The following is a 12807-nucleotide window of genomic DNA, read 5'->3' on the forward strand; positions in this document are numbered from 1 at the left end:
CCTGCGCCCAGCGTGAACCATGGCTGAGTGGCCCATCGGTAGTTGCCGAGGGGCCAACTCAATGTTCGGCGAGTCCGCCGCAGCGGCGGCGTCTGGCGATTCCGCGCGAGTGGGCCAAGAACTGGCAGGGGCCATCTGCCCGACGCCCGCGATCTGACCTGACCCAAGCCTTGATCGAGGCGGCGAGGAGTGGGGGCAGGGCGCACGAGGTCGAGAGCAGCCGGATAGTGCCTGGCCTTGCGGGTATGGCCGGGGTTAACCGCGCCCAGCGGCCCGAAAAGCGACTCGTCCTCCGCTCAGGGAGGCGTCATGGATCTGACCATAGAGAGCCGATTCCATCCGGTGCATACCGGCCTGGCCATCGTGACGCTGACCGGTGAGCTGGACGTCTCCACCGCCACGGCGCTGCGGGAACGGCTGGCCGCGTTGCTGGGCGAGGGCGCCCACCATCTGATCCTGGATTTCACCGGTGTGGCGTTCACCGATTCCCATGGGCTCGGCGTGCTGGCCGGCGTCTACCAGTTGCTGCGCGCCACCGGTCAGGTGGAACCCGACGGCCGCATCCACCAGGTCGGCACGCTGACCCTGGCCGCCGTCAACCAGCGCATCCGCGAGGTGCTGCGCATCACTGGATTCAGCCGCTTGTTCCCGATCTACTCCACTGTCGAGCTGGCGATCATCGCCCACACCAACCTCGCCTACGTCGGCAGACCCACGGGCACGGCGCAGGCCGGTTCTGCAACTAAGGGAACGCTGCCTGGCGGCCACGAGCAAATGAACAGCAGCGGGCAGCACCACAGCACCCGGCCGGGTATCTCGCCAGAAACGCCACCAGGAACCGCACGCGGAGCTCGATAAGGAAATGACGTGGGGGAGCGCTTCTGGAATTTGGCCCCCGCCTTCGACGCATCCCCCGTCTGGCGGAGAAGCATGATGCCGGGCGGGTGAGGGCGGCCTTGCGGCTTCGGCTCCTGCGGGGGATGCCCATGAACTGCGGTGATTGCGAAGCTTCAGTGGTGCGGGCGACACGGCCCGCGCTACTGAAGGAGAATCGGGATGACTACCACCACCCGCACGTCCGGCGTCAAGATCGCGGCCATGGTGCTGTGCGGCGGTGCGGCGCTGATGACGGGCGGCAGCGCCCTGGCCGCATCCGACACCGGCGTGGAAGCCACCGCTTCCGCCACGGCCAATTCCACCAAGGTCATGCCGAAACTGGCGCATGTCACCGGCGACGCGTGGGTCAAATTCTCCGTCGATCCCGCCAACCCCAACCGCCGGTTCATCTTCGACGCGCACGGTGCTCCCTACACGGTGAGCAAGGACGGGAAGATCGACTTCAGTGGTGCGGGGTATGGCACCGTGAGGTACTTCCACCCTGAAAAGCACGGCAGCAGCAAGGGCTGGTGGGGCACTGTCAAGGTCGACTATGTGATGACCGGCGGGCGCGTGGCTGTGGTGTCCGGCAAGGCTGTCGACGGTCCCCAGACCGGCGACCGGCTGTCGTTCAGCGTCTACTCCGATCCACGCGGCAACAAGTACGACCGGATGGGCTTCTCCTGGGGCGCTCTGGACGGTGCCTGCACCCAGTACCACTCGGCGCCCGCACCGTTCAACTCCTACGTCTCCGGCGCGGGCTACACCGTCAAGCACGCCGAACTCCCGCCCATCCCCGCCGACGCGACCGGCGATGACGTGGTCATGCCCAAGCCCAGCTGCCCCAACTTGTAACACCGCGCGCGGGCGCGTCGAGTACTGCGCGGGCGGCGAGCAGGTCGAGGTGTGCCGCTGTGATGTTCGTACCGCAGAGAGCGATGGCCGCGCGGGCAGCGGGCTTCGCGATGTTGATCGCTATGGCGTCAAGGGGTCCTTCGGTCAAGGTGGGGCGTGCGCCTTGGTTGAGGGCCGCGTGCATCTCATGCAGTCCGAAGAGCAGCTCGCCTTTGTTGAAAAGCGTGGTGGCCGGGGTGTTGAGGTATTTGGGGCCGGTGGCTCGGTCGGTGCTCGGCCCGAAGGGTTGGTCGAAGCCGTCGCGCTAAGAGACCGGAGCAAGCCGGTGCAACCGGAAGCAGGTCTCCTCATCAGGCCGAATATCGGCCGACTCAACCTGATAGCGACCGGGCATGATAGCCACACGCAAGCCGTTCTCACTCCGGTCATAGGTGCGTGGCTCCAGATCAGGCCGCTCGACACCCTCGACAAAGACCTCTCGCCCCGGCACGGCCGAATCAAACAGAACCAACGCTCCGGCGACGTCGAAACTCGGCCCAACCTTCCAAGAGGCCGCAGCCACTGCTCCTTCAACGGATGCCACCACATCGGTATCAGGCTCGGCATACAACCACTGAATGAACGTCCTCAGCTCCGGCACATACGTCGTCCCCGCAGGCTCGTCCCCAACCACCAGCGCCTTGACGCCATCCCCAGACGCGATCACATCAACGAAGTCGACCGCACACGCCCGCTCATAGTCACCATCGAACCCCGACCAACCGGCCAGAGCAGACTCCTCGATCACAACCAGCGGACCACCCGCCGACTCCACCCAAATCACACGCTCTCCCTCCGACTCGCCCGCGACCAGCCACGGCGGCGAAGAGATCAGATCACAAGCCCCCACCCACAGCAACGGCCCCTGGGCCACCACAGCCGTTACCGCAAATTCGCAATAACGTGCCACTGCGCGCCGTTGTCGACGATGTAGTGGATGCCGTCGACGATCTCCCGCCGTGGCCACTTCTCCGGATGCCCGCCGGTCTTGGTCTGGCAGGCCGGGACCGGCAGCAAGGGTTCCAGGGCCCACTCGGCGACGGAGGTGTCGGACGGGTAGCGGCGGCCACGGGAGGCAGCGGGCATGGCGAGGCTCGGCAGACGAGGTGAGTGGCGGTAGCCGGGGCTATTTGGCGAGCTGGGCGAGGGTGGCGCGGACGGCGGTGAGCTGGCGGTGGCGAGCTGGACGAGTTGCTCGTCCAATGGACTGTGAGGTCTTCCTCATCTCCCGGATGAAGGAGGAATGGGACACGCCGGCGACAACCACCAGGCCGTTCACAACCGGCGTCGCCCACACCACTGGCGTCATCACCGCCCAAAAGGCAGTGTGACCCGCGCGTCACCTGATCCCTGTTGGAGCCGGCGGGCGAATCCATCGCCACCGTGTCAGGTGGCAGTAGCGGTGTTGTGGCGGTGACCTGCCACATGCGGTCAACAAGGCCCGACCGCGACCAGTCTTATTAGAGCTGCACGGCCGTTTCTGATCGGCGCAGAGCATTTGGTATTGACATCATCTCCGCCGGTTTGTGTCACCGTAGAGAGTGATCGTGTACAGATTGTGGGTGCCGAGGAGATCAGAAGCGATGGGGGACATCGGGCGTCGCCGATTTCTACGGAGTATCGGAGCGATGGGGGTGGGTTCGGTTGTCGGATGCGGGGCTGCTTGCACCTCGAGTTCGCCAACGGCACCTGACTGGACACCTTCGAGGAGGGCGGGCAACGCTGTGCCGCAAGAGTTGAACGGTCATCGGATTCCGGAAGGGCTTCCCGACGGAAGGCTCGTCACGCCGCGAGATCCAAGGACGGACAAGCCCCTGGGCGAACCCGTTCTTTGGGTCTCAGAGCAACCGGTCGCCGAGGTCGGCGCGCGGTGGGCCGCGCTTGTACAGCAGCACGACCGGACCGGACTCTGGCCGTTGCTGCTGACCACCGACAGCGGCCCGGTGGGGCCGTGGCACAACGGCGAGTTGGACCCGGACCCACCTGAGCGTGCCGACCGTCTCGAGGCCGGCGACCTGCTCGCCAACCGGTGGAGCCAGTTTCTCCAGGACGAGATCGAGCCGAACCGGATACCCCAAGCATTGCGAAGGTGGCCTGGCGTGGCCCCAGAAGCCCCACAGGACATCGATCCCGACGCCTGTGCGGTGTCGCTGGCGACCACGCGCGCGAAATCAAAGGTCGGGGTCAACGTTTTCTACGGTGGGAAGCGGGAGATCCCCGGGGGGATGTACGCGTTCACCAACGAGGATGGCTCTGCCTATCTCGGGCTCGTGGCGGCGCGGGATTCCGCAGGAGCGGCCAGCGCGGTGGGCTGGACGCATAACAGTCCGGCGCCCGCAGAATTGACCGCGGTGTTCCGGTCATGGCAAAAACGCTTCGGCGTACGGCTGTGCGCGTACGGATCCGCTGCTCTTGCGGTCTCGGTCGCCCGGCCGCCGCTCACAAAAGAGCACGCCCGGCGGCTGGCGGTCGAGCATATCGCGTTCTGCCCGGACAACCTGGTCGACGACACCTTCGAGGCATACGCCGCCGGCTTGGTCGGTGCCGGCGTGTGGTCTTTCTGGTGGGATTAGTTTCGCCACCATTGCCACGCTCTGAATCGGGGTCGATTAAACCAGCCTGGCCGTGAGTGGCCCCGTCAGCGGGCGGCAGTTGGCTGGAAGTGGCTAACGTGATCGTTGTTGGTAGGGGCTGAGTGGCGTGGGCGTTCCTGCTGCTCGGGGCCGCCGTGGATCGACAGCAGGACCGGCGGTGCGCGGTCGGCAGAGGAAGGCGTGCACGCTGCGCTCATCCACCGTGGGTTAGGAGATCGACTCGGGCCGGATTGGCTCGAACACGTGCAGGGCCGGGGGGACGAGCGTTGGTGAGGTGGCGCAGGCTGTCGGCGTTCAGGTCTAGGAGGGCGATCTCCTCAGGGCGTGCCGGGGTGGTGCAGTAGTCAGCTCCTGGGGTCCTTGGTTGGTGTCGGCCTTGGGAGATCTCGTCCTGGTGGTCCCGTTTGGTCCTCGGCGTTCATGCGTGGGCGATCGCGAGGAGATGGCGGCTGGCGCCGAGCAGTGTGGGCTCATGCTCGGTGCGCCGTAGTGCCCATATGAGCAGTAGTGCCCATATGAGCAGGTCGCGCTTATGGGGATCATCGAGCCAGGTTTGGATGCCGTCGATGAGCCATGGGGCGCCTTCGACGGCGTAGAGGGCATCCAGTGCGAGTCCCGCGTCGCGGATCTCTGCGGTCAGTTCGTCGGGGTGGTGCAGGAAAGCCGTGGTGAACAGGTCCAGGTCGGCGGGGAGGTGTCGTCCGTCGGTCAGTGTCACATCTAGCCGCTTCTTCAGGACAGGCTCGCCTCGACCGACCTGACAGAGATGCCGCTAAGGGCTGTGGTCAGTGCTCGGCCGGTTGAGCAGCAGGTCGGCGGCATGCGAGAGAACCTGGGCTCGGGTGCGGCCGCCGTGGTCGGCGGCGAGGTAGTGCCCGCCGATCGCTGCGCAGAATGCGAGCAGGCTGCGGGCCTCGACCTCGTCCGCGTCGGAGCAGAAGGTGCCGATCGTCTCGCGCAGCAACTCCATGCGGCGGTTGTCGACCCGTCGTAGGCGCTCGGCGACCGTCTCGTCGCGCCGGGCCCAGTCGCGGATCGCAAGGTCGATGGGCAGCAGGCGGTCGTTGGAGAACGTGAGCATGCCCGCACGCTGGGCCTTGGTCTTCGGGTCGCCGCCCTCGCGCTCGACGCGGTCGATCACCTCGTCGGTGCTCTCTCGTTCCCAGGCGTCGAGCATCGCGTCCAGCAGCGCGTCGCGGTCGGCGAAGTACCCGTAGAAGCCGCCCTTGGTGACGCCGATCCTCTTGGCCAGCACCTCGACGCGAACGGCGTCCGGGCCACCGTCCGCCAGCGCCCGCAGGCCCTCCTCGATCCACCTGTCGCGCGGCGTGCGCGTCGCACCCACGAGGTGTCTCACCTCACCTCTCCGCGTATATACGCCACCGTATAAGTGGCCTAGCCTCGTTCTATACACCACCGTATATCTGAGCGGAGACGAGGATGACCGTCGGTTTCGTTGCCGTCCACTACCCGCGGCCTGAGCACTTCGAGGAGTTCGTCGGCCGAACGCACCAGGTGCGCGAGACGCTTGAGGGCAGGCCGGGATACCAGTCCAGCGAGGTCTGGGTCACCCCCGACGGCGACGCCGTTGTCACAATGGGCCGGTTCGAGTCCGAAGAGGACCTCCAAGCGGCGCTCGCCGCCGCCCGTGATCTCGGTGCGATCGTCGGCTTCGACGAGCGCGAACGAAAGCCGCGCCAGACCTTCATGCTCGTTCAAAAGTAGGCAAGACGGTCGTGGCATGAGGCACTCCGAAGGGCTCGCGCCGCGCCGCGCCGTGCCTCCGCCCGACGAGAAGCGGGACATGCGCGATCAGCTCCTTGCGCAGCTGAGCACTCACCTGAGGAGACCAGACGTGAATACCGTTCAAGCCATTCCCGAACTGGCTGATCTGCTGTCGGGGGCCGACCACGTCGATGTGAAAACCGCCGAATCGCAGGTGAGCCTGCGGGAGTTCGTCGCGGGCGCCATGAGCTGGCGGCCTGGCTGGATGCGGATGCTGTTCGGCGCCAGAACGGTCCTGGCCAGGATGCTGCGGCTGCGCGAGCCGGACGTCCCGCTCGGCGGGCCGCTGCACCCCGAGGAGGTCTCCTTCACCCCTGGCGACAAGATCGCTTTCTTTACCGTCACCGACGCCGCCGAGGACCGGTTCCTCGTCCTCGAAGCGGCCGACAACCATCTGACGTGCTGGCTGGCCATCGTCACCGCACCATCGGCGGCCGGCCACGCCAGATTCGAGATGGTGACCGTTGTGAAATACCACCGCTGGACCGGTCCGCTGTACTTCAACATTATTCGCCCCTTTCATCACCTGGTGGTCGCAGGCATGGCCAACGCGGGTGCGCGCTCATCTGCAGAAGGGGCGCGTCGTCCATGAGGAACTCCACATGCCCCGACGCTCCAGGACTCCACCGCTGGCTCCCTGTCTGACTACGGCCGGGGCTGCGGCTACGGAGAAAGACCAGACAAGACCAGACGAGGTGGCGGCCTCGCCGAGGCCGACCATGGCAGCCACGCCTCTGGCGAGCTTCGTGAAGCTCATGGTCGCGCCCTTGGTATGGACATGACGCGGAAATAGTTGACCCCTAGGACTGGGGTGGCCGCGGACCTGCATGCGACGGCGTGTGGAGGTGTCGCGGCCGCATGACTTAACGCCCTGTGGGCGTTAAGTCGAGAACTTCCTGGACTGCCCGGTTCATGAGCTCGATGTCGTAGGGAGCGACATCCGGCCAGCTCGATCCCGATTGTCTCGATGGACGCGGTGTACGCCGCAGCAGTCTCCCGGGGGTGGCGGCGGCCGGGAGGGATCGCTCCGCTTGCCCTGCCTGCAGCGATCATGTCGGCCGAGCGTGACGGTCTTGTCGAGGGTGAAGGCGTTCCACACCCCGTCGGCAACGACTGCGGCGGCGGCGACATGCGGGACATGTCCCCCCGTCATTCGCGTGTTCTTCGTCGTTCGCCGGAGACTTGGCGGGCCGCTCGGCTTGGACAGGCCAGCGCAGCCTCGGGGCACGGGTGCCGTCGCTGCGCGACCGGTTGCCTGCGGATCTCAGCGACGGCTCACGCGGACCTGACCCGGGCGCGGTTCCGTTTACCTCGATATATCTCACGGACGATGAGCGGGCGGTGGAGACGGCCAACCGGACATTGGACGCGGTGATGCACATCGGCTGGGTCCAGGACGATACCGGTGGCTCCCATGGCCAGATGCCGTTCGCCAGGTAGGCGAGCACAGGGGTGTCGCTCTGGCGCGGCTTGTTTTCACGCTCGTCGAAGTTCGGCCTGGGGCGTGGGGTTGTCGCGGCGGGTGGCGCGGCGAGCTCCGACCAGCAGCAGGACCGTCGCGAGAAGGAAGATCGGCCAGGGCGAGACAATGCTGACCACGGCGTCGACCACGGTCCAGATCCCCAGAATCCACGCGATGAACGTCGGCGGCGCAATGCCGCGGCGGTCCAGCCACAGCACCAGCAGGCCGACCACGGTGAGCGGCACACCGAAGCTTTCCAGACTCAGCCAGTACGCGCTGCCCGCCGGGCTCAGCTCGGAGAGGTCTTCGCCCCACAGCCCTCCGCTGAACCACGTCCCGGCGTGGCGTCCGGCCTTCTCCACCGTCAGGGCGAGGACCGTGTGCGCGACTCCGTACAGCGTGATGATCCAACCGGCCCACTTGATCATCTGAGGTCTCCGTTCTTGTCGCGATGCCGCGCGGTGCGGCTCCATCGCGGTTGTCTCATGCGGCTGCGGCTGCGGCTGCGGTCGCCGGGTGGGACTGCAGCCAGCCTGTGTGGCGAAGCCAATGGCCTCGGCCTTGCAGTCAGCAGGTATGGGGTGGGGGTGCGGCCCGAGAGCGCACGGCCAGGCCGGGAGTAACCCAGTTCCGGAACTAAAGTTTCGGTACTCTTGTTCCGTATAATGCAGGCATGGCAGCGGGAAAGCAACGGGGTGGACGCCCTCGGGACAGTCGCGTGGATCACAAAATCCTGCAGACCGCCCGTGAGCTGATCGACGAGGTCGGCTATCCGGCTCTGACCGTTGACCAGGTCGCGGCTCGCGCCGGGGTGGGCAAGGCGGCGATCTACCGTCGCTACGCCTCCAAGGCCGAGATGGCGTTCGCGGCCACCATGCACGGGCAGCACCCGCCCGCGTTGTCCGACACCGGCTCCCTGCCCGGGGATCTGCTGGCGCTGGTCCGCGCATTCCATGTCCGCATGTCCGCCCCGGCCGCCCGGCATCTGGCACCGGCCCTAATGAGCGAACTCGCCGTCAATCCCGAACTGGATACCCGGTTCCAGGACACCTTCCTGGCCGCCGAACAGGCCAGCTTCGCCGAAATCATCGAACGTGCCGTGGCCCGCGGTGAGCTGGCCGGGCCCGTCGACCCCGCGATCGCCCATCTGCTGCTGCTCGGCTCGCTCGCGGCCGCCCTGTACATCATTAACCTGCCCGTGGACGACGCGATGCTCACCGACCTCGCCGCCGCTACCGCAGCTGGCATCACTGCCTTGGCCGACCGCCACAACAGCGACGCCGACCGGCACCACGGCGGCGCCGACCGGCACCAGAGCGACTCCGACGGAGTCGCTGAGGCGCGCTGACAGGGCCTCTTCCTCACGGCCGGGCGACCGTCCGGGACTCCAAGGATCCCACTGCCCTCGTGCTGGTTCTCACCCCACCAGATGAGCGACCTGCTCACAGGGTCAACACCGGCCGGCTCGACCTGTGACCAGCGCCCGGCCCGCCATGTGACCAGCACCCGGCCCACCAACCGCGGATAGGCGTTACTGGATTACGCGATGTCGCCGATGTGGCACCCGATCAGCCACCAGCGGTGAGGTCGTCGGAGCGGTCGGCTTCGAGGCGTGACCACTGGGCGATGGGGCGCTAGCCGGCGCGAGTTTCCGCACGGCGACGCCTGGGCTTATGCGGGCGTGACGGTACGCGAGCCGGTGCCGGCTCGCGTACCGGTGATTCACGCCGGTGATTCACGCGTGGGACTAGGAGCGCTCGGCTGCCGCGTGCTCCCTTTCCTGCGCCTTGGCCGGGCTATTTCGCCACCCGGGGGCCAAGGTCTGTGACATGGGGTCGGGGAAGATGTCCTCCTCCTGGTTCTCCACGCCGTCGAAGATGGCTCGCGCGACCGATTCCGGCGGGGTTTTGGGGATGTCGAACCCGCGGTTCATGTCGGTGTCGGTCGGGCCAGTGAAGACGGCATGGACCCTGACGCCCTGGTCGGCGAGGAGTATCCGTTGCGACTGCGTCAGGGAGAACGCGGCCGCCTTGGAGACCGAGTAGGCCGGGACGACCGTCAGCGGGACCAGGGACGCGGTGGAGAGGTTGTTGACGATGGCACCGCGCGAACGGGTCAGCAGGGGCAGGAATGCCTGGGTCACGCGGTGGTAGCCGAAGAGGTTGACGGTGAGGTGGCGTTCGAGCACGGCGGGGTCGGTGAGATCGTCGGGGAGTGCCACGCCGGCATTGTTGATCAGAATGTCGAGTGCGGGGACCGCCTGGGCGGCCTGCTGCGTCTGTGCCTCGTCGGTGATGTCAAGGAGCAGGGGTGTCACCCGTTTGTCCGGGTGGGTGAAGGATCCGCGCGTACCTGCGTACACCTGCTGGGCGCCCCTCTGCAGGGCCTCCTCCAGCAGTGCCCGCCCGATGCCTCGGTTGGCGCCGGTGATCAGGACGATCTTTCCTGTGATCTCGGTCATCTCAGGCACTCACCTTGGTGTCGGCCAGGCTGGTGGCCTGGGGTCCCACAACCTCTTGCGACCACCAACCGCGAACGTCGGTGATGGCCTCGAACGCTTCCTGGGGAGTCCGGTCCGCCGCACAGGCGGCGGGAAGGCCCTGAGTAGCTTGCATCATACAAGTTACCGTAGCCAGGCCACTTTCATTACGCAAGCCCCTCGGTAGACTGAGCGCATGCTGGGAAAGACCTACGACTCACAGGTGTGCTCGATCGCACGCGCCCTGGAACTGGTCGGCGAACGCTGGAGCCTGCTGATCGTTCGCGACGCCGTGTTCGGGGGAGCGACGCGCTACAACGACTTCCAGCGCAGCCTGGGCATCGCGACCAACATCCTCAAGTCCCGCCTCGACGGGTTCGTCGAGGCGGGGCTCATGCGGCGGCACAAGTACTCCGAGCATCCCGAACTGTACGAGTACCTGCTCACCGACAAGGGGCGCGCGCTCGCGCCCGCGCTGGTCGCTCTCACCGAATGGGGCGACCAGTGGGCCACCGAGGAGGAGCCGCCGATCCTCTACACCCACTCGGTGTGCGGCACCGGAGTCACCCAGCAGACGGTGTGCGCCCACTGCGGCCGCGTGCACGACCCGGCCGAGATCCAGGCCACGATCGGACCCGGCATGCCCCCCGAACGCATACCGCAGAAGCCTTGACCTTCAGCGCAGCTCGCTGGCGGCGGCCGAGTTGGAGGCGATCGTGGCACGGTACGCACGCATCCTGGACACAGCGCCCCGGCGACAGGGCCTCAGGATCGTGCTGCCGTCAGCCGTCCGTCAACGCCCGACGTGGTCATCACCGACGGCCGATCGGGCGACTCGACCCTCCGGCCGGTCATGAGGTGGGCTCGTGGACGATCTCGTAGGAGATGGGATATCGGTCGAGGGCGGCGGTCAGTGTGGCGATGGGGGCGCCGTCGGGTTGGGTGAGGTGGATGGTTGCCTGCAAGCGGCCGTCACTCAGCTGGGTGTCGACCTGCCCGTCGAGGTGGTGCTGCTCCAGCAGAGTGTGGACGATGCGGGTGACGGCGTCGAGGACGAGCCCGGGCTTGTAGATCTTTCCGATGGCGGTGGTGGGCAGGGCGTCGATCACATGGATCGAGCGTGGAGTGGCGGCGGGTTCAGGTGCGTGGGCTGCGGCCCAGTCGCGTAGTTCCTCGATGCCGGTGGTCGCTTCGGGACGCAGTACGAGGTAGGCGATGGGGACCTCGCCTGCGTGGGGGTCGGGTGCGCCGACCACTGCGGCGGCCGTGACATCCGGGTGGGCCAGCAGGGATTCCTCGACCGGTCTGGGGTCGATGTTGTGCCCGCCACGGATGATCAGATCCTTGGCGCGGCCGGTGAGGAAGACGTACCCGTCGGTGTCGACGTGGCCGAGGTCACCGGTGATCAGCCATCCGTCGAAGATCCTTCCGGTGGGGTCGGGGCGCGGGCCGTGCGGTGAGGGCCGCAGGTAGCCGGGGAACACCGCCGGGCCGCTGATGGCCAGCACGCCGGTGACGCCGGGCGGGCAGTCCCCGGTCGGCGTTTCGCCGGCGTCCACGGTGACGGCTTTGATGTGCTGGTAGGGCAGGCGCAGCCCGACCGAGCCGGGGCGCGGCGCGAACGCCGGGGTCGCGGCGGAGGCGCAGGTCGCTTCGGTGAGCCCGTAGCCCTCCAGCAGCGGGACCTTCGCGGTGCCCTCGAATCGGTCGCGGACCCGGGACGGCAGTGGTGCGGCGCCGACCGCGCCGGCGCGCAGGCTGGACAGGTCGACGCCGTCGGGGATCGGCGGGAGGGAGGAATACACGGTGGGGACGCCGGAGAAGCTGGTCACCCGGTAGTGCTCAATGATCTCCCAGAAGTCGGTCATGAGCCGTTTGTCGCGGTAACCGAGCGGGCCGAGGCTGACCACGGGCGTGCCGTGCATGAAGGGGCCGAGCCCGGTGACGTGGACGGCGTTGACGTGGAACAGCGGCAGCCCCGACAGTGCCACGGCGTCTTCGAGGTAGGCGCCCGAACAGCCCAGCGCCCACGCCATGTACACCTCGCTTGCGTGGGTGTGCGGGGCGACCTTGGGTACTCCGGTCGTTCCGCCGGTGTGGAAGTAGGCGGCGATGTCATCGCCGCTCCGGCGGGCGGTGGTGAGAAGCCGGTCGGCGGGCTGTTGGGCGGCCATTGCCGTGAAGTCGACCGTGGGAACCGAGCCGTGGCCGGGCGGGGAGCCGACGGCGGCCACGGCGATCAAGCCGGGCAGCCTTGCGGCAACGCGCTGCGCCTTGTCCCACAGGTCGGCCGACAGGGCGGGTCCGGGGGCCAGGAGGATCTGGGCGCCGGTGAGAGTGAGGATGTCGACCAGGTGATCCTCGGCGAGCATCGGATTGACCGGGTTCGCGATGCCGATCGCTTGGGCGCCGAACAGCGCCGCATAGGTGTCGCCCAGGTTTGGCAGCATCAGCGCGACCACGCCACCTTCGGGCAATCCCAGCGCCAGGTAGGTGTTGGCCGCCTGGTGGATCCGTCCCAAGAGGGTGCGGTAGGTCCAGCAGGGAGCGTTCCGCCAGGGCAGACCGTTCTCGCCGAGCAGGTACAGGGCGGGCCGTCCGGGGTGCGCGTCGGCGGTGCGGCTCAACAGTTCGTAGGTGCTGGCTGGCAGATCTCGTTCGGACAGCGGGACCGCCTCGATCACCGAGAGGTCCTCTGGGGTCAGGACGAGCGGCCG

Annotated in this window: 14 protein-coding genes and 1 pseudogene; 7 read left to right on the plus strand and 8 right to left on the minus strand. The window is 67.2% G+C overall.

Annotated features, from left to right (window positions below; all coding sequences use genetic code 11):
• Positions 1 to 309: 309 nt before the first annotated feature.
• Positions 310 to 858, plus strand: coding sequence for an STAS domain-containing protein (locus ACH34W_RS54580; RefSeq protein WP_395969207.1), 549 nt, complete (start codon positions 310 to 312; stop codon positions 856 to 858).
• Positions 859 to 1056: 198 nt separating this feature from the next.
• The gene (locus ACH34W_RS54585) at positions 1057 to 1731 is read left to right on the plus strand and encodes a hypothetical protein (RefSeq protein ID WP_395969208.1); all 675 of its coding nucleotides are present in this window, start codon (positions 1057 to 1059) and stop codon (positions 1729 to 1731) included.
• Here the strand turns inward: ACH34W_RS54585 and ACH34W_RS54590 are convergent.
• From ACH34W_RS54590 to ACH34W_RS54600, 3 genes and pseudogenes are all read right to left on the minus strand, one after another.
• A pseudogene (locus ACH34W_RS54590) lies at positions 1700 to 1984 on the minus strand (hypothetical protein); the annotation flags it as partial. The gene ACH34W_RS54585 and the pseudogene ACH34W_RS54590 overlap by 32 nt on opposite strands.
• 51 nt (positions 1985 to 2035) lie before the next feature.
• A complete protein-coding gene (locus ACH34W_RS54595) occupies positions 2036 to 2554 on the minus strand; it encodes an Imm21 family immunity protein (protein ID WP_395969209.1) in 519 nt (172 codons plus the stop codon).
• 98 nt (positions 2555 to 2652) lie between these two features.
• Positions 2653 to 2973 carry a transposase gene (locus ACH34W_RS54600; RefSeq protein ID WP_395969210.1) on the minus strand — a complete coding sequence of 107 codons (321 nt, stop codon included), beginning with the start codon at positions 2971 to 2973 and terminating at the stop codon, positions 2653 to 2655.
• A gap of 521 nt (positions 2974 to 3494) precedes the next feature.
• Here ACH34W_RS54600 and ACH34W_RS54605 point away from each other — a divergent pair.
• A complete protein-coding gene (locus tag ACH34W_RS54605; protein WP_395969211.1) occupies positions 3495 to 4343 on the plus strand; it encodes a DUF4253 domain-containing protein in 849 nt (282 codons plus the stop codon).
• 439 nt (positions 4344 to 4782) lie between these two features.
• Here ACH34W_RS54605 and ACH34W_RS54610 read toward each other — a convergent pair whose 3' ends face one another.
• On the minus strand, positions 4783 to 5082 hold the full coding sequence (locus ACH34W_RS54610; protein ID WP_395969212.1) for a hypothetical protein: 300 nt from the start codon (positions 5080 to 5082) through the stop codon (positions 4783 to 4785).
• Between the two features lie 54 nt (positions 5083 to 5136).
• Complete coding sequence (locus tag ACH34W_RS54615) at positions 5137 to 5721, minus strand: TetR/AcrR family transcriptional regulator (protein ID WP_395969213.1); 585 nt, start codon at positions 5719 to 5721, stop codon at positions 5137 to 5139.
• A gap of 83 nt (positions 5722 to 5804) precedes the next feature.
• On the opposite strand from ACH34W_RS54615, the gene ACH34W_RS54620 reads away from it, so the two are divergent.
• Together ACH34W_RS54620 and ACH34W_RS54625 are read left to right on the plus strand one after the other, a co-directional pair.
• Positions 5805 to 6089, plus strand: coding sequence for an antibiotic biosynthesis monooxygenase family protein (locus ACH34W_RS54620; RefSeq protein ID WP_395969214.1), 285 nt, complete (start codon positions 5805 to 5807; stop codon positions 6087 to 6089).
• Positions 6090 to 6105: 16 nt separating this feature from the next.
• Positions 6106 to 6741: a DUF2867 domain-containing protein gene (locus ACH34W_RS54625; RefSeq protein WP_395969215.1), complete on the plus strand. Its 636-nt coding sequence runs from the start codon at positions 6106 to 6108 to the stop codon at positions 6739 to 6741.
• 884 nt (positions 6742 to 7625) lie between these two features.
• Here the strand turns inward: ACH34W_RS54625 and ACH34W_RS54630 are convergent.
• Complete coding sequence (locus ACH34W_RS54630) at positions 7626 to 8039, minus strand: DUF6463 family protein (protein ID WP_395969216.1); 414 nt, start codon at positions 8037 to 8039, stop codon at positions 7626 to 7628.
• A gap of 290 nt (positions 8040 to 8329) precedes the next feature.
• Here ACH34W_RS54630 and ACH34W_RS54635 point away from each other — a divergent pair, with 290 nt between their 5' ends.
• Entirely contained in the window at positions 8330 to 8959 is a 630-nt protein-coding gene (locus ACH34W_RS54635; RefSeq protein ID WP_395969217.1) for a TetR/AcrR family transcriptional regulator, read from the plus strand.
• Between the two features lie 399 nt (positions 8960 to 9358).
• On the opposite strand, the gene ACH34W_RS54640 is transcribed toward ACH34W_RS54635, so the two are convergent.
• Entirely contained in the window at positions 9359 to 10072 is a 714-nt protein-coding gene (locus tag ACH34W_RS54640; RefSeq protein ID WP_395969218.1) for an SDR family NAD(P)-dependent oxidoreductase, read from the minus strand.
• A 214-nt stretch (positions 10073 to 10286) separates the two neighbouring features.
• On the opposite strand from ACH34W_RS54640, the gene ACH34W_RS54645 reads away from it, so the two are divergent.
• A complete protein-coding gene (locus ACH34W_RS54645; RefSeq protein WP_395969219.1) occupies positions 10287 to 10763 on the plus strand; it encodes a winged helix-turn-helix transcriptional regulator in 477 nt (158 codons plus the stop codon).
• A gap of 178 nt (positions 10764 to 10941) precedes the next feature.
• On the opposite strand, the gene ACH34W_RS54650 is transcribed toward ACH34W_RS54645, so the two are convergent.
• On the minus strand, positions 10942 to 12807 hold a 1866-nt coding region (locus ACH34W_RS54650), incomplete at its 5' end, for an acyl-CoA synthetase (protein ID WP_395969220.1).

This window comes from Actinomadura sp. 6N118 (assembly GCF_044326415.1).
Taxonomy (GTDB): Bacteria; Actinomycetota; Actinomycetes; order Streptosporangiales; family Streptosporangiaceae; genus Spirillospora.